We start from the raw sequence: 16818 nt of genomic DNA on the forward strand, positions 1-16818 counted from the left end.
ATTAGCTTATAACCAAAACATTATTCAAAACCTAAAAATTAAGCTTATGGGATTAATGAAAGAATTTAAAGCGTTTGCCTTAAAAGGTAACGTATTAGACCTTGCAGTGGGTGTTATTATCGGTGCTGCTTTCGGGGCAATTACAAAATCTTTAGTAGAAGATATTATAACGCCGCTAATACTTAATCCGGTACTTAAAGAGGCTAATCTTGAAAACATTAAAGACCTTACCTGGGGAGCCGGGGTAAAATACGGCAACTTTATATCAAACGTGCTCTCCTTTTTAATTGTAGCCTTTACATTATTTTTAATTGTTAAAGGTGTAAATGCTTCACGTAAAAAAGAAGCTGCCGCGCCTGCTGCGCCACCAGCACCTACAAATGAAGAAAAACTGCTTATGGAAATAAGAGATGCCCTTAAAGCAAGGCCATAAACTATAACTGTAACACGCTTGTTATAAAATACGTACCCGCTACGCTATATATTCTATTGTTTAACAAAACCGCTCTTAAAGGCGGTTTTTCTTTGTTATATTTTTGTGTTTTGAAACACTTTTATAACTAATTTTGCCCAAAACATTATAATTAATAACATCTAAATTTATGAAAGTTGCTGTTGTAGGCGCTACCGGAATGGTAGGCGAAGTAATGCTTAAAGTACTGGCAGAAAGAAATTTTCCCGTTACGGAATTAATACCTGTTGCTTCTGAGAGATCGGTAGGTAAGGAAATTGAGTATAATGGAAAGAAGTATAAGGTGGTAAGCCTGGATACTGCTGTAAGCATGAAGCCGCAAATAGCGCTTTTTTCTGCAGGTGGAGACACCTCTAAAGAATGGGCTCCTAAATTTGCAGAAGCAGGCACTACTGTTATTGATAACTCAAGCGCATGGAGAATGGACACTACTAAAAAACTGGTGGTTCCTGAAATTAATGCAAGTGAGCTTACTAAAGACGATAAAATTATAGCTAACCCAAACTGCTCTACCATACAAATGGTACTGGCACTGGCACCGCTGCACAAAAAATACAACATTGAACGCGTAGTAGTTTCTACTTACCAGTCGGTTACAGGAACAGGTGTTAAGGCTGTTAAGCAGTTAGAGAACGAATATGCAGGCATTGAAGGTGAAATGGCATACAAATACCCTATTCACCGAAATGCTATTCCTCAGATAGACGTTTTTGAAGAGAACGGCTACACCAAAGAGGAAATGAAAATGACGAAAGAAACGAAGAAGATATTATCTGACGATTCTATAAAAGTAACGGCTACAACGGTACGCATACCAACCGTAGGCGGACACAGCGAGGCGGTTAACGTAGAATTCTCTAACGATTTTGATATTAAAGAAGTGCGTTCTATTCTTGAAAACACACCGGGTATTACCGTTCAGGATGATATTAGTGCATTCTCTTACCCAATGCCTCTATATGCAGAAGGTAAAGACGATGTTTTTGTTGGGCGTATCCGTCGTGATGAAAGCCAGGACAATACCCTTAATATGTGGATTGTTGCTGATAACCTTCGTAAAGGTGCTGCTACAAACGCGGTACAAATCGCGGAGTACTTGGTGGCTAACAATCTGGTTTAGAACAAAAATATAGTATATTTGAAACCCGCAGCCGAAAGCTTTGCGGGTTTTTTAATTATATATTATGAAATTTTTTTTCTTTTTGACTTGCATTTTATTATTTCTTACAAGCTGTAAAGAAAGTACTTTGCAACCCAAGAATACCTCAGCCGAAAAAGGTTTAGCTTTAGACAAAACCCTGTTGTCTGTAGATACTACTACAACAGTTCCTCTTAAACATGATTCAAAATGGTTGGCAAAAGATCTATTTGATGCTGATGATGAAAATTACTTATTACAATCTGTTGAAATTTTCAGGAAAAGGTTTGATAGCATTATGAAACATAATGAATGGGATCTTAGGTTAGGAAAAGGAGTTTATGAAAGCAAAAACACTTACGATATATTTACCATACCTTTAGATAAGAACATAAAAATAATAACAAGATTGGATAAAAAATATCACAGAATAACAAAGGTCTTTTTACTTGCTGAAGGCTATGGAGAAGATAGGTATTACAGTGTACTAATAAAGGTTATGAAAGGATTAATACTTACAACACTGAATTCCAATTTTGACACGGAAGATGCTGAATTAATAATTCATCAAATAAGCTTACTTAATGAGGGTTTCTCTGGCCCTGGAGTTTTACAACTTGATGGACATAGGTATGAAGCGCATAAATATGAAAATCTAATGTATTTTGGCATTCGCACTTAGAAGCATTTAACGCAACACAATTGCATTTAATTAAATTCTTTTTATACCTTTGCTGCAATGAAAAGAAAGTTCGCCATATTTAACCTGGCTCTGATGGCATTAGTGCAGCTCACTATTGCCTACCAGTCTTTTCATGCCTTTAGTCATACCCATGAGCCGTTTGCGCATCACGAACTAAAGAAAGAAACCAAACAACTTACAGTAGGCACTAACCATCATGAAGATGACTGTTCTGTCTGCGATTTCCATTTTGACTACTTTATTCAGTCACAGCAGTTCTGCTTAAGGCTTGACTTTCCTTTTTTTGAAATCCCTTACAGCTTTAACAGCGTAGAAGGTACTGCGGCATTCGCCGGAAGTTTATTTTCCCATAGGGGTCCGCCTTTAGCTTAAGGTCCTCTCCCCGAACCCCTCTCCAAAGGAGAGGGACACTCAGCATGCTTAATTCTATGGTACAAGATCATTATACAAGCTATAATGTAACTAGTCCAACCCACAATTAAAAATACAATTTTGCTCAGGCCCCCTCTGCTTTGGAGAGGGTTGGGGTGAGGATTTATTAGTTGTTTAAAGCATTCTGTTTTGGGGATTTTGAATATTCTATTCATTTCAGAACAACATTACTATGCGATTTTACTATTTAATCCTGTCGGTTTTTATGGCAGGCAGCCTTTGTGCGTATTCCCAAAATACCATTAGCGGAAACGTAACTACAAACAAAAATGCTCCGCTTGACGGCGCGCACATACATATTGAACAACTGCATGCCGTTAGTAATCCGGACGGGACGTATGTATTGCATAATGCGCCTTCGGGGCAGCACCGTGTGGTAGTTACCTATGTAGGCTATAAAAGCCTTGATACCTTACTTACCATAGCAGCCCCAATGCGCTTTGACGTGAAGTTGAAACCCCAGGCAGAACAACTTGACGAAGTAGTGCTTACCGAAAATAATGCTATACCTAAAAATGCCATATATGAGGAGAAGCTAAGAACCGAAACCATAGAAAAATACAGCAATGCCAGTTTGGGCGATGCTTTAAAAGAGGTTGCCGGAGTATATAGCCTTAAAACGGGAAATACTATTGTAAAGCCTGTTATAAACGGACTTCATAGTAGCAGGGTACCGATAATATCTAACAATGTGCGAATGGAAGACCAGCAATGGGGAACCGAGCATGCGCCAAACCTTGACATTAATTCGGCAGGTAAAATTACGGTTATAAAAGGGGCTAATGCTTTACAATATGGTGGCGATGGTATTGGCGGAATGGTATTGGTAGATCCGGTAAGTGTATTAAAAGACACTTTGTTTGGAAAAACAATTATGAATTTAGCTTCAAACGGACGCGGAGGCAGTATATCATCAAGCCTGCATAAAGGAGCCGAACAGGGCTGGGCATGGAACGCCACGGGCACTTATAAATACTTTGGCGACAGGCAGTCGCCCGATTATGTAATTTCTAACACCGGAAACCGCGAAAGCAATTTTGCCGGAGATGTTAAATACATTGGAGACACTTATGATATTACAGCATCGTACAGTTTATATAATGCTACTATAGGTATTGCAAAAGCAACACATATTGGTAATACATCCGATCTGGTTAACGCTATAAATAGCGGACAACCCGCCGTTATTGAACCTTTTACTTATAAAATAGGTGCTCCGAGGCAGGAGCTTACCCATCATTTAGCCAAAATTAATTTTACTAAACGGTTTAATGATAATTCATCATTGTCTGTGCAATATGCTTTTCAGCACAATAGCAGGCAGGAGTTTGACATAAGGCGTGGAGAATTTAAAAACAAACCGGCACTAGACCTTACCCTGATTACGCATTCTGCACAAGCCGACTGGAAGAAAGAAGTTAACAATGTAACCCTAAAGGCAGGCGCAAGTACAGCTATACAGAAAAATACGGCCGATCCGCTAACCGATATACGTCCGCTTATTCCTAACTATAACAGGTTTGATGCAGGTGCTTATGGTATTGCCAGCTATGCTTTTTCAAATACATTAACTGCAGAAGCAGGGTTGCGTTATGACTTTTCTAAAATGGATGCCTCTAAATTCTACCAGAAATCAAGATGGACAAGCCAGGGCTATGATGGGGTTTTCGACAAATTTATAGTTGCCGATTACGGGTCGCAATGGCTTACGAATCCTGAATTTACATTTCACAATGTTTCTGCAAGCCTTGGTATAAGAAAGCAGCTTAACAGCACAATGCAGCTATTAGTAAATGCAGGGCTTGCAATGCGTAACCCCAATCCGTCGGAGTTATTTAGTGACGGACTGCACCACTCAAACGGAACAATTGAACTTGGTGATCTTCGCACACAAAAAGAAAAAGCATACAAGTTTTCGGCTACGCTGCTAAAAACAGATGGCAATTTTACATTTGAAGCAACACCATACCTTAACCTGATAGACAATTTTATATTTCTGCAACCTACAGGTATAGAATACACCATAAGAGGTTCGTTTCCGGTATATAATTACCGCCAGACCAATGCACTTATGGCGGGGCTGGATTTGCATACCACATGGAAAATAAACAGCCACTGGCAGCACAATTTTTCGGGTGCATACATTTACGGACAGGACGAGACGAACAACCTGCCTCTTATAGAAATGCCTCCGCTTAATATTGTAAATACAATTCGCTATACAAAAGAAGACTGGCACAGCCTGTATTTAGAACTTCGTAGTGAAGCGGTGTTTAAACAAACCCGATATCCGGACAATAACTTTATGACCGACATTCCTGTTAATGGCGAAACAGTATCTACATTGGTAGATATAAGCACACCGCCCAAAGGTTACCATATGTTTCATTTTTCATCGGGCATGCAATTTAAAACTTCCGAAAAAACAGGACTCGCCGTTGGCTTTACTGTACTTAATATATTCAACACAAAATATCGCGATTATCTTAATCGCCAGCGATTATATACTGACGATATAGGCCGCAATTTTCAACTGCAATTAAAATTCAATTATTAATCCATTTAAATATTCATCAAAATGAAAAACTTAAAAATTTCTGCATTTGCATTACTAACCGCTATCACTTTTGCTTCATGCAGCAGTGACGATAATACGGCTACTATAGTAAACGAAAATGAAGTGATTACAACCGTAACCGCAACTTTCACTCCACAGGATGGTGATTCAGCTATCGTATTAAAATCTCAGGATCTGGATGGCGACGGCCCTAATGCTCCTGTTGTTACTGTTTCGGGTAATTTTACCAGCGGTAAAGTGTATAATGGAGCAATCACATTTTTAAATGAGCTGGATAATCCTGCCGATAATATTACTCTTGAAGTACAGGAAGAAGGTCATGAACACCAGATATTCTTTCAACAGTCAGGTCTTGGCACTATTGCCTATGCAGATACTGATGTGAACGGAAAGCCTATCGGGCTTAACTTTACCTACACTGCAACTGAAACACCTAAAACAGGGAACCTTACAATTACATTACGCCATGAGCCTAATAAAGCCGGCGAAGGTGTAAACCAGGGCATTATTACCAATGCAGGCGGCAGTACCGACGCTGAAGTAGTATTTAATGTAAGGGTAGAGTAAATTTATTATGCCACGAATGAGAGGGAACACTGAAATTATAATTATAAATTCCTTTATCATTCGTGGCATTTTTCATAAACAGAATATTTAAGATTTCAATTTCTTAAATAAAATCTTAAAACATTAATTATAAATTCATTAACTTTAGGGTAAACATCATTTTTTCTTAAAATTAAACCCTATTGCCTATGAATTCAAAATTTACTCAAATTGTAAGGATACTGCTTGGGCTTATCCTTATTGCCTTTGGCGCAAATAAAATATACTCTTTTATTCCGTTGCCACAACCCCCTGAAGAAGCCGCAGACTTTATGGCTTCTATGGCTAATACCGGCTATATACTTACACTGGTGGCTATATTCGAAATTATTATCGGTTTATTGCTTATCCTTAAATTGTGGGTTCCGTTTGTATTGCTGCTGCTGGTTCCTCTGTCAGTTAATATACTACTGTTCCATCTTTTCCTGGATATTCCGGCGATAGGCACGGCACTGTTGGTAGTGGTACTAAACGGCATAATGCTTTATAAGTACAAACAGAAATACAGGCCTTTATTAACATCTTAAAACTTTGGTTTTGCTATTTTTGTGTATCTAACCCCGCAGAGATGAAAAAAACTATAACATTTATGGCTGCTGCCTGCAGCCTTACCATTAACGCACAGATGCACGAAAATAGCAAAACCTCTATTAAATATCCTGAAACAAGAAAAGCAGACAATACTGATACCTATTTTGGAACTGAAGTACCCGACCCTTACCGCTGGCTTGAAGACGACCGTTCTGAAGAAACAGCAGCATGGGTAAAAGCCGAAAATGAAGTCACCTTTAATTACCTTTCTAAAATACCTTTTCGCGATGCTATTAAGGCAAGGCTTGAAAAGCTATGGAACTATGAGAGGATAGGCGCACCCTTTAAAGAAGGCGACTATACATACTACTATAAAAACAATGGTTTACAAAACCAGTCGGTACTATACCGTAAGGACAAAAACGGCAAGGAAGAAGTATTTCTTGATCCTAATACCCTTTCTAAAGATGGCACAACATCTTTAGGCGGTACAAACTTTACCAAAAAAGGCGACCTAATGGCGTACTCCATCTCTGAAGGAGGAAGCGACTGGCGCAAGGTCTTTATTATGGATACCGAAACTAAAAAACTGGTAGGCGAGCCTATTGTTGATGTGAAATTCAGCGGAGTATCATGGAAAGGCAGCGAAGGCTTTTATTACTCCAGCTATGACAAGCCCGAAGGCAGTGAGCTTTCAGCAAAAACAGATCAGCATAAACTATACTACCATAAACTGGGCACTCCGCAAAAAGAAGATAAAGTAGTATTTGGCCTGGATCAGAAAAGGCGTTATGTAGGCGGCTATGTTACCGAAGATATGCATTACCTTATTGTTTCGGCAGCCAACTCTACATCAGGCAATGAACTTTATATTAAAGACCTTACAAAAACCAATAGCGATTTTATTACTATAATAGACAACTTTGAGACCGACAGCAATATTATAGATAATGACGGTAGTACACTGTTTATTGTTACCAACTACGAAGCCCCTAACAAAAAAATTATTACGGTAGATGCTGCCAATCCGCAACAGAAATACTGGAAAGACCTTATTCCGCAAACCGATAATGTGCTTTCTGCTTCAACAGGTTCAGGCTACATTTTTGCCGAATATATGCAGGATGCCGTATCGGTAGTAAAACAATATGATTATGACGGAAAGCTTATACGCAATGTATCGCTGCCCGGCATAGGTACCGTGGGTGGCTTTGGCGGCAAAAAAGAAGAAAAAACACTATATTATTCCTTTACCAATTATATTTCTCCGGGTACTATTTATTCTTACGATGCCAAATCAGGAAAATCGGAAGTATATCAAAAACCAAAAGTAGATTTTAATAGCGACGATTATGAATCACAGCAGGTATTTTATACTTCAAAAGACGGAACTAAAATACCAATGATAATTACACATAAAAAGGGAATTAAACTTAATGGTAAAAACCCAACTATACTATATGGTTATGGCGGGTTTAACATCAGCCTTACCCCAAGCTTCAGCGTACCTAATGCTGTATGGATGGAAAACGGCGGAATATATGCCGTAGCTAATCTTAGGGGCGGTGGTGAATATGGTAAAAAATGGCATGATGCAGGTACTAAACAACAAAAACAAAACGTATTTGATGATTTTATAGCTGCCGCCGAATATCTTATAAATAACAACTACACTTCGTCTGACTATCTTGCTATAAGCGGAGGTTCTAACGGCGGACTGCTTGTTGGTGCTACTATGACACAGCGACCAGACCTTATGAAAGTTGCTCTGCCGGCAGTAGGCGTGCTTGATATGCTTCGTTATCATACTTTTACGGCAGGTGCCGGATGGGCATACGATTATGGCACAGCCGAAGACAGCGCAGAAATGTTTAATTACCTGAAAGGGTATTCGCCTGTACATAATGTAAAACAAGGCATCCACTACCCTGCAACATTAATAACAACAGGAGATCATGATGACCGCGTTGTGCCGGCACATAGTTTTAAATTTGCAGCAGAGTTACAGGCTAAGCATAAAGGTGACAACCCTGTACTAATAAGAATTGGGGTAAAAGCCGGACACGGAGCAGGAAAATCGGTAGCGCAGATGATTGACGAGTACAGTGATGTGCAGGCATTTACACTTTACAATATGGGCGTAACTCCTAAAGTAAAAAAATAATTCAGTCCGGATTTTATAAAAGGCCTGTCTCATGAGTAATTCCTAATATTACTCTTGAGACAGGCCTTTTTATTTTAAGCAGTATAACTACAGTAAATAAGAAATCTGGATAGACCCGTAATAAAATCCGGTTATTACATTATTGGAAAGCTCTTTACCGCGATAGTTAAATGAGTAGGAATAATTCCAGTTATTATAACGATACTTTACACCTACTTCGGCATTAAACCTGAATGGTATAAGCGGATAAGTTACCGGGCTGGTATCGTTAAAATGACTGCCCTCTATAGTGGCATCATACTGCATATACTGTACATTAGGGTTCAAATACAAGAAAAGTTCCCTGTGCTGTTTATACACTTCTTTATCATGACTAAGTACTGCATTATGCAAACTTGAATTATACATAGGCTGAAGCGGTCTTTTAAGGCTTATGCGCATCATTGCCCCTGCACTGGCACTATTCCATATTGTTCCGGCATTAAGTTCGCCCAGCAAATGAAAATCTACTTTTTCTTTAAAACGATTACCCAGTACCTTATGTGAATAATACGCTCCTAACTGTGCCGCAACCGAAGTTGTTACCTGATATTGCCACCCCTGCACAGTATGATACCCAATAAGTTTATGAAGACCTTTCTGCACGACTTCCGCCTGAGCTTCCGGCCCCATTACACCTCCCTGAATATTTAGTTTGAGTACACTTTCATTAGTGTAGTAGTAATTGATGCCAAACTCACCGAAAAGGTATCCTGCAAAAGGCCTGTCGTTCACATCAATATCTGCTGCACGGACTGACTGCGGATTATAAATATATTGTCCGATACGGAAATCGTATATTTTTTTAGCAAGCTTTTCAGACTGATGATCACTCAGGTAGCGATAAAAGAATTCCATACCTGCGGTATAGTACTGATCGTTTATAGGAGATGTATAAAGGTCATTATCTGTAATAAGACCAATTTCGGCAGGCTTTTGTGCATAAGAAAGCGTAAAGCACAAAAGTGCAGTTATAACAATTATTTTTTTCACTGTTCGTAATCAAGCTTAACGTAACGCATCAGTTTTATAATTCTGCCTTTACGCCTTTCGGTATAACCTGATGAGCGTGTAGCCCTGAACCTGCGCGGATTAGGTAATATTGCCGCAATTCCGGCAGCTTCGTATTTAGTTAGGTCTTTGGCATCTTTACCATACCAGTGCTGCGCAGCAGCCTGAGCACCATAAACGCCATCGGCCATTTCTATACTGTTTAGGTACACCTCCATAATGCGCTCTTTGCTCCAAAGCATTTCTATTAGCACTGTAAAGTAAGCTTCCAGGCCTTTACGAAGATAACTTCTGCCCTGCCACAGAAATACATTTTTTGCAGTTTGCTGACTTATAGTACTGCCCCCTTTTATTTTTTTACCTTTTTTATTGTTTTTGTATGCCTTATACATGGCATCAAAATTAAAGCCGTTGTGCGTAAGGAAAAGGTCATCTTCACTGGCAATGACTGCTTTTTGGAGATTAGGTGATATTTCTTCCAGAGGCACCCAATCGTGGCTTGAAGTCATTTCTTTACCATTTTCTTTTTGCTCAAAAGCTCTTGATATCATTAACGGTGTAAAAGGAACCGGTACAAAACGGAACACGAGTACAAAAAACACCGACAGGGCAATGAACCATAAAAAAGCCTTAAATAGAAAACGGAATATTTTTTTGAACATAAAGCAATTGGTTAATAGACACCAAAATTACGAATTAGTTTGAAAGGCAAGTAATATGATTCATTAACAAATAGAAAAAATGTCAATTTTGATAAATGCCCAAAATAATAATTGAGCACCATTTAAAGTTATTATAGCAAATCACCAACTATGAAATTAAAGTTAGTATTACTATTTTGTAGTCTTTATACTATTGCATTAGCACAAAAACTTCATAGAACAGCTATAGATACAACTCTTGTAGTAAATGAATATGGAGGTTTTTGGGACGATATGCAGCTATTGTATGCAAACCTTCCAAGAATTAAAAACTCACCTTATAAATATCATTTTAGGTATAGGGAAAATAATCAGGTAGCAGACATTTATAGCAATGACGGCATTAATTTTAAAGGACGTATTCTTAATAATGTCATTTTAGAAAATAGTGACACTATAAAAAGAAAAGAAAATCTACGTGACACTTATATATTTCGTTATACCAATGTAAAATCAGATAAAGCATCGCAAATTGGTCAATTCATAATTCGCAATAAAATAAACACAATTCCTTCAAGGGAGAACTTTCCTCAATGGAATATATACTCTATAGGTGGCGGAGGTATTTCATTTGATTTCAAAGCCGATGAAGCTATCACCCACACAATTTACGATTGTCCCCGATGCCAGGACAATACACATGAAGATGTCCTAAAAATTAAGAAATTATATTTTGATCTTCGGTCGATTTTAAACTGGAATCAATTGTTCGTGAATTTTAATGATAAACTCGAACCTGGAAGATATTATTATGATGGTTTCTTTTCCTGGGATAGCCCAATCAAAGACAAAGTACGCAAATGGAAAAAAAGACGGAGAGCCGAAGGAAAGATAGCACCTTATATAAAGGTTATTGAAGAGCACCTGACAACCGCACTAAAAAACACTAACCGGTCAGAGTTACCCGCAGATGGTCGCTATAAGATCTATTTTAATAAAAAAGGGAAAGTAAAAAAAGTAGTTTATGATGCTGACAGGTATATAAAAGTTTCTTCTTATAATGCCAAAAAAATAAAAGCCATTTTTAAAAATAATGGCATTAAAAACCTGAATTTAAAATATGGATTTGTTCAGGTTCTGTACACTTTTGCAAATAGTAACCCATTTATGAGTCGGTTTTATGGTGGGGGCTACTATCCAAAAGAAGAACATTACTAAATTTCATATTAAACCAAGTCCGCCAGCTCAGCACCAATCATACTGCCTATTGCTACACCCATACCGCCAAGGCGAACGCCACAATATGTATTTTGCGATAACTGCTCAACAATAGGTTTTTTATGGTTGCCCATACCCATAATACCACTCCAGCGATGGGCAATAGTAAAATCGGTAGTTGGTAAAATTACCTCTCGCAGCATTTTTTCAAGTTGCTGCTGAATGATGTCCGTTTCGCCAAATTCAGCAGTAGTTTCACCTTCAAAGTCAAGATTACGCGCGCCGCCAAAAAGTATGCGGTCATTTATATTCCGAAAGTAATAATACCCTCTGTCAATATGGAAAGTTCCTTTTATATCCAGATTAGGAATTGGCTCTGTAATAAGCACCTGAGCACGCGCCGGCCTTACGGCATCATTGGTTAATTTTGAAGCAAAACCATTAGTAGCAAAAAGCAGTTTTTTAGTAGTAAAAGTAAATTCGCCCAGAGCAACTTCTACTCCGTCAGCTTTTTCATGATGTGCAGTAACTGTCTGACTGTTAAGGATAAGAATATTATTAGCATAAGCCTCTTTGAGCAATGCCTGCATCATGTTACCTGTATCAATCTGCCCTTCAAACGGATTGAAAATTAGATATTCATGAATTCCTTTAAAATCAAACCGATCTACTTCCTTAGCAAACACATCTGTTTTAAAAAGTGGCTTAAGCACTTCATTTACAAAAGGCATCCGGCGAAGGCACTCTTCATAGCCTGCGGTATCATTTTCAAGAAAAAGCTCATAGCCCCCGAAAGGTTTAAAGTCTATAACAGCATCACCAAGACGTTTACGTAATAACTGCAGTCCGGCCCAGCGTTTGTTAATCAACTCTAAAACTTCTTCTTCGGTATGAGTCTTTAGGTCGTCGTTAATTTCAGAAAGGCTGCCAAAACAGGCAAACCCTGCATTTTTAGTGCTTGCTCCCTGCGGAAGCGATCCACGTTCTAAAACAAGTATTTTACTGTTCGGAAAACGTTCGCGAAGGCGTAATGCGGCATGGAGGCCTACAATTCCGCTGCCTACAATGGTGTAATCTACACCGGAAAACCAGTTCTTAATTTCCCAGTAGCTAAACATTACATTGGAGGTATAATGTTAGAATCGTCGTCATCGTCAGCCTCTCTCTTAGCTTCTTCCTCAGTTACCTTTTTACCTTTTATAGCATTCAGCACCAAAGGAACAGTAGTAATAAGCACAATACCGATAATTATTATTTCGATATGCGATTTAAGGTCTATTTCAAATTTATCAAGGAAAAGCTTATACAGGTAGCGCCCTGAAAATATCAGGGTAAAAGACCAAAGGAAAGAACTGATGATATTAAAAAGCATAAATCTCTTTTTATCCATCTTAACAATTCCTGCAATGATAGGAGCAAATGTTCTTATAACCGGAAGGAAGCGTGCAAAAATGATAGCACGCCCACCATGCTTTTCAAAAAACTCATGCGACTGCACCAGGTATTTTTTCTTGAACCAGAAAGAATCTTCTTTAGTGTAAAGATAGGTTCCGCTTCTTGACCCGAACCAATAGCCAAAAGTATTGCCTAAAATTCCGGCAAGCCCAACAAGCAATGATAATGACAGTACGTTAAAAAAATCGCCTTCTATTGAAAAAAGCGTAGCCATAAGCTCTGAGCTGTATATCCCTGCAAGGAATAAAAGGCTGTCGCCCGGCAAAAAGAAACCGGCAAAAAGCCCGGTTTCGGCAAAAACAATAAACAATACAACGTAAATACCTACCGGTACCCCGCCTATGTGGAGATTAATATAAAACTCTGGGTTTATTAACTGCGTCCAGTGAAAACTGTCCATATAAAATGTATCTTTTTTTGATGATGAATTTAGTCTCTTTTAGCTTCCCATTTATCAACCGCACTGGTAGCAAGTGCGTTGCCCAGTACGTTGGTCATACTGCGCGCCATATCACAAAAGTGATCAATAGGCAATATAAGTGCAATGCCTTCAGGCGGAATGCCAAACATGGCACAGGTAGCCACAACCACAATAAGCGAAGCCCTGGGAACCCCCGCCACACCTTTACTGGTTAACATAAGTACCAGCAACATTAAAATCTGTTTTTCAATAGGCATATCTATACCATACACCTGTGCAATAAATAAACTTGCAAAGGTCATGTACATCATACTGCCGTCAAGGTTGAAAGAATACCCCAATGGCAATGTAAACGAAACTATTTTTGGGTCGCATCCAAAACGTTCAAGCTCTTCCGTAAGTTTAGGAAAAACCGCCTCGCTGCTTGTAGTAGAAAATGCAATAAGTAAAGGGCTGGCAAGCCTTTTAAGCAAAGCCCATAACCTGTTGCCTAAAATAAGGTATCCTACAGCCAGCAATATAACCCATAAGCATAATATACCAAAGCCAAACGCCACAAGATAATTGGCATACAGTTTCCATATATCAAAACCATAAATAGCCACAGCTCCTGCTACCGCACCAAAAACACCAAAAGGCGCTACCCACATAATATAGCTAACCATTTTAAGCACCACGTGCGATACTGTTTCTAATGTGCTTATTAACGGTTTTGCATACCTGCCAATTGATGAAAGTGCAATACCGAATAGTATAGAGAAAATAACAATTTGCAGTATTTCATTGGTGGCCATAGCCTCAAATATACTTTTAGGCACAACATGCTTCACAAACTCTTCAAGCGAAAAAGAATGGGTATTTTTTACTAAATCATCCGCAGATTTTACATCTGCCATAGAAACAGAAGCATCTTTACCCGGCGCAAGCCAGTTTACAAGCATCATACCCAGCATTAGTGACATTAATGATGCCGAAAGAAACCACGCCATTGCCTTACCCCCTACGCGGCCCACCATTTTCATATCGCCCATTTTTGCAATACCTACCACAAGGGTAGAAAATACCAATGGTGCAATAATCATTTGTACCATACGAATAAATATAGTACCTAACAGCTTTATATTTTTGGCAAAGCCCTCACCGCTTTCAGGATACTGATAGTGTACCAGGCCACCCAAGGCTACCCCAAGAACAAGTCCTGCAACTATAGCAATAAAGAGTTTATTGTTGCTTTTCACTAATATGAGTTTTTTAAGTGCGTGAAAATACTCATATTTTTTCAAATGTGGGTTTCCTTATTTTTTTTACCTGATTATTTTGCAGTATTTACAAACATTTAACACGGTATGTCAAAATAAAATCATTTCTATAACAAAAATCTGCATACATACACTAATAATACAAATCAAAGAAAATCATTACTTTTAGGGCCTATTAAAATTGTGCAACAATGAAAAAACTTTTACTACTAACGGTAAGCATCATGGGATTAACAGCTTCGGCACAGCAGGTCATGTCACCCGAACTACTTTGGAAACTGGGCCGTGTAAGCGCGCTTGGCATTACCAAAGACGGAAAAAATATTGTTTATAAAGTATCTACCCCAAATATTGAGGAGAACAAACTGGCTTCAAAATTTTACACTATTCCGGTAAATGGAGGCAATGCAACAGAAGTTACCGAGTACAAAGAACTTCTTAACGATAAATATGTTTCGGCTGACGGAAAATGGATGCTTACTTCTAAAGAAGTAAAAGTTGGCAAGGCTCTGGGTGAAGATTATTACCCGGAACTGGACAAAAGCAATGTAAAAATTTATGATGGGCTTGATTACCGCCACTGGGATACCTGGAACGACGGGACTCATAACCATGTGGGCTATACTCCTGTAGGGGATAAAGACAACTTTACCGACATAATGCTTAATGAACCGTATGACTCACCTCAAAAACCTTTTGGCGGAGAGGAAGATTATACCTGGTCGCCGGACGGAAAAAGCATTATATATGTAAGCAAGAAAAAAGAAGGTACAGCTTATGCAACAAGCACAAATACCGATTTATATGAATATAACCTGGAGTCTAAAGCAACGGTTAACCTGACACCAAATAATCCGGGTTATGATACTCAACCTGCTTATTCGCCACAAGGCGATCTGACGTGGCTGCAAATGAAGCGCAATGGTTATGAGGCTGACAAAAATGATATTATTGTTCGTTTTAAAGGAACAGACATTAACCTTACTGCGGGCTGGGATGGCACAGTTGACAGCTTTAACTGGAGCCCGGATGGTAAAAAAATATATTTTCTTGCGGCTACAGATGGTACAAAACAGCTTTTTGAGGTTAACTTTCCTGGGTTAACAAAAATTGCAATTTCTGTAAGGCAGCTTACCGATGGCATTTTTGATATTAATGGTATTACAGGTTTTAACGGCGACAAAATAATTGTAGAACGTACCGATATGAACCACGCCAGCGAAATTTACAGCTATGACCTTAAAAAGAAAAAATGGGCTCAGATAACTAAAGTAAATGATGCGGCTTATGCCGGAATTGCCCTTAGTAAAACAGAAAAACGCTATGTTAGCACTACCGATGGCAAAAAAATGCTGGTATGGGTAATATTACCTCCAAATTTTGATGCTTCAAAAAAATATCCTACCCTTTTGTATTGCCAGGGAGGACCTCAAAGTGCATTGACACAATTTTATTCTTTCAGATGGAATTTCCAGGTTATGGCAGCACAGGGTTATATTGTTGTTGCGCCAAACCGTCGTGGCATGCCGGGCCATGGTGTAGAATGGAATGAAGCAATAAGTAAAGACTGGGGAGGACAACCAATGGACGATTACCTTTCAGCTATAGATGATGTAGCCAAAGAATCTTATGTAGATAAAGCAAGGCTTGGTGCTGTAGGGGCAAGTTATGGCGGTTACTCTGTTTTCTATCTTGCGGGCATTCACAACAACCGTTTTAAAACATTTATTGCACACGCCGGGGTGTTTAACCTGCAGAGTATGTATGGCACTACCGAAGAAGTTTTCTTTACCAACTGGGACAGCGGCGGGCCGTACTGGGAAAAAAATAATGCAGCAGCGCAAAAAACTTATACGCAATTTAACCCCATAAATAACGTTGATAAATGGAACACTCCCATCTTTGTAATTCAGGGAGGCATAGATTACCGCGTACCTATAGGGCAGGGCCAGGAGGCATTTCAGGCAGCACAGCTAAGAGGGATAAAGAGCCGTTTTATGGTTTTTCCTGAAGAAAACCACTGGATACTTAAACCGCAAAATGCTTTAGTATGGCAAAGGGAGTTTTTTAAATGGTTGAAGGAAACTTTATAGAATTTGCAAAAAAATGAGCTATTTTGTAAATTTTCAGTATTTTAGCGCTCACAAAAA

The 16818-nt window shown here is 38.8% G+C and carries 15 protein-coding genes; 10 read left to right on the top strand and 5 right to left on the bottom strand.

Annotation, left to right across the window (positions count from 1 at the left end; genetic code table 11):
• Nucleotides 1-46: 46 nt before the first annotated feature.
• The 8 genes from mscL (at nucleotide 47) to NHE85_RS04540 (ending at nucleotide 8624) form a co-directional block, all read left to right on the top strand.
• On the top strand, nucleotides 47-433 hold the full coding sequence (mscL, locus tag NHE85_RS04505) for a large conductance mechanosensitive channel protein MscL (protein ID WP_252810078.1): 387 nt from the start codon (nucleotides 47-49) through the stop codon (nucleotides 431-433).
• A 169-nt stretch (nucleotides 434-602) separates the two neighbouring features.
• Nucleotides 603-1592, top strand: coding sequence for an aspartate-semialdehyde dehydrogenase (locus NHE85_RS04510; protein ID WP_252810084.1), 990 nt, complete (start codon nucleotides 603-605; stop codon nucleotides 1590-1592).
• Nucleotides 1593-1656: 64 nt separating this feature from the next.
• Nucleotides 1657-2292 (top strand): hypothetical protein, encoded by a 636-nt coding sequence (locus NHE85_RS04515; protein ID WP_252810086.1) that lies wholly within the window; start codon nucleotides 1657-1659, stop codon nucleotides 2290-2292.
• A 57-nt stretch (nucleotides 2293-2349) separates the two neighbouring features.
• Complete coding sequence (locus NHE85_RS04520; protein WP_252810088.1) at nucleotides 2350-2685, top strand: hypothetical protein; 336 nt, start codon at nucleotides 2350-2352, stop codon at nucleotides 2683-2685.
• Nucleotides 2686-2917: 232 nt separating this feature from the next.
• Nucleotides 2918-5302 carry a TonB-dependent receptor gene (locus tag NHE85_RS04525; RefSeq protein WP_252810090.1) on the top strand — a complete coding sequence of 795 codons (2385 nt, stop codon included), beginning with the start codon at nucleotides 2918-2920 and terminating at the stop codon, nucleotides 5300-5302.
• A gap of 21 nt (nucleotides 5303-5323) precedes the next feature.
• Nucleotides 5324-5890, top strand: a complete 567-nt coding sequence (locus NHE85_RS04530) for a type 1 periplasmic binding fold superfamily protein (RefSeq protein ID WP_252810091.1) — start codon at nucleotides 5324-5326, stop codon at nucleotides 5888-5890.
• A 188-nt stretch (nucleotides 5891-6078) separates the two neighbouring features.
• Entirely contained in the window at nucleotides 6079-6456 is a 378-nt protein-coding gene (locus NHE85_RS04535; protein WP_252810093.1) for a DoxX family membrane protein, read from the top strand.
• Between the two features lie 41 nt (nucleotides 6457-6497).
• Complete coding sequence (locus tag NHE85_RS04540) at nucleotides 6498-8624, top strand: prolyl oligopeptidase family protein (protein WP_252810096.1); 2127 nt, start codon at nucleotides 6498-6500, stop codon at nucleotides 8622-8624.
• A gap of 87 nt (nucleotides 8625-8711) precedes the next feature.
• Here the strand turns inward: NHE85_RS04540 and NHE85_RS04545 are convergent, their stop codons facing one another.
• Together NHE85_RS04545 and mtgA are read right to left on the bottom strand one after the other, a co-directional pair.
• Entirely contained in the window at nucleotides 8712-9656 is a 945-nt protein-coding gene (locus tag NHE85_RS04545) for a lipid A deacylase LpxR family protein (RefSeq protein ID WP_252810098.1), read from the bottom strand.
• A complete protein-coding gene (gene mtgA / locus NHE85_RS04550) occupies nucleotides 9653-10336 on the bottom strand; it encodes a monofunctional biosynthetic peptidoglycan transglycosylase (RefSeq protein ID WP_252810099.1) in 684 nt (227 codons plus the stop codon). Before mtgA ends, NHE85_RS04545 begins: the two co-directional genes overlap by 4 nt.
• Nucleotides 10337-10486: 150 nt before the next feature.
• On the opposite strand from mtgA, the gene NHE85_RS04555 reads away from it, so the two are divergent.
• Complete coding sequence (locus NHE85_RS04555; protein WP_252810101.1) at nucleotides 10487-11533, top strand: hypothetical protein; 1047 nt, start codon at nucleotides 10487-10489, stop codon at nucleotides 11531-11533.
• Between the two features lie 8 nt (nucleotides 11534-11541).
• Here the strand turns inward: NHE85_RS04555 and NHE85_RS04560 are convergent, their stop codons facing one another.
• Genes NHE85_RS04560 through NHE85_RS04570 form a run of 3 tightly spaced genes read right to left on the bottom strand, consistent with a single transcriptional unit; the run spans nucleotide 11542 to nucleotide 14647 of the window.
• Entirely contained in the window at nucleotides 11542-12651 is a 1110-nt protein-coding gene (locus NHE85_RS04560) for an FAD-binding oxidoreductase (protein WP_252810103.1), read from the bottom strand.
• A complete protein-coding gene (locus NHE85_RS04565) occupies nucleotides 12651-13388 on the bottom strand; it encodes a DedA family protein (protein ID WP_252810105.1) in 738 nt (245 codons plus the stop codon). The genes NHE85_RS04560 and NHE85_RS04565 overlap by 1 nt, the downstream gene beginning before the upstream one ends.
• A gap of 29 nt (nucleotides 13389-13417) precedes the next feature.
• On the bottom strand, nucleotides 13418-14647 hold the full coding sequence (locus tag NHE85_RS04570) for a dicarboxylate/amino acid:cation symporter (protein WP_252810107.1): 1230 nt from the start codon (nucleotides 14645-14647) through the stop codon (nucleotides 13418-13420).
• 212 nt (nucleotides 14648-14859) lie between these two features.
• Between NHE85_RS04570 and NHE85_RS04575 the strand changes: the two genes are divergently transcribed.
• Nucleotides 14860-16761, top strand: coding sequence for a S9 family peptidase (locus tag NHE85_RS04575; protein WP_252810108.1), 1902 nt, complete (start codon nucleotides 14860-14862; stop codon nucleotides 16759-16761).
• Nucleotides 16762-16818: the final 57 nt, after the last annotated feature.

The organism is Flavobacterium sp. NRK1 (genome assembly GCF_024054175.1).
GTDB lineage: Bacteria > Bacteroidota > Bacteroidia > Flavobacteriales > Flavobacteriaceae > Flavobacterium.

What these genes read in the sequence shown, in the direction of transcription:
- mscL (WP_252810078.1), top strand. Translation starts at nt 47, where the DNA reads ATGGGATTAATGAAAGAATTTAAAGCGTTTGCCTTAAAAGGTAACGTA.
- NHE85_RS04510 (WP_252810084.1), top strand. Translation starts at nt 603, where the DNA reads ATGAAAGTTGCTGTTGTAGGCGCTACCGGAATGGTAGGCGAAGTAATG.
- NHE85_RS04515 (WP_252810086.1), top strand. Translation starts at nt 1,657, where the DNA reads ATGAAATTTTTTTTCTTTTTGACTTGCATTTTATTATTTCTTACAAGC.
- NHE85_RS04520 (WP_252810088.1), top strand. Translation starts at nt 2,350, where the DNA reads ATGAAAAGAAAGTTCGCCATATTTAACCTGGCTCTGATGGCATTAGTG.
- NHE85_RS04525 (WP_252810090.1), top strand. Translation starts at nt 2,918, where the DNA reads ATGCGATTTTACTATTTAATCCTGTCGGTTTTTATGGCAGGCAGCCTT.
- NHE85_RS04530 (WP_252810091.1), top strand. Translation starts at nt 5,324, where the DNA reads ATGAAAAACTTAAAAATTTCTGCATTTGCATTACTAACCGCTATCACT.
- NHE85_RS04535 (WP_252810093.1), top strand. Translation starts at nt 6,079, where the DNA reads ATGAATTCAAAATTTACTCAAATTGTAAGGATACTGCTTGGGCTTATC.
- NHE85_RS04540 (WP_252810096.1), top strand. Translation starts at nt 6,498, where the DNA reads ATGAAAAAAACTATAACATTTATGGCTGCTGCCTGCAGCCTTACCATT.
- mtgA (WP_252810099.1), bottom strand. Translation starts at nt 10,336, where the DNA reads ATGTTCAAAAAAATATTCCGTTTTCTATTTAAGGCTTTTTTATGGTTC.
- NHE85_RS04555 (WP_252810101.1), top strand. Translation starts at nt 10,487, where the DNA reads ATGAAATTAAAGTTAGTATTACTATTTTGTAGTCTTTATACTATTGCA.
- NHE85_RS04560 (WP_252810103.1), bottom strand. Translation starts at nt 12,651, where the DNA reads ATGTTTAGCTACTGGGAAATTAAGAACTGGTTTTCCGGTGTAGATTAC.
- NHE85_RS04565 (WP_252810105.1), bottom strand. Translation starts at nt 13,388, where the DNA reads ATGGACAGTTTTCACTGGACGCAGTTAATAAACCCAGAGTTTTATATT.
- NHE85_RS04575 (WP_252810108.1), top strand. Translation starts at nt 14,860, where the DNA reads ATGAAAAAACTTTTACTACTAACGGTAAGCATCATGGGATTAACAGCT.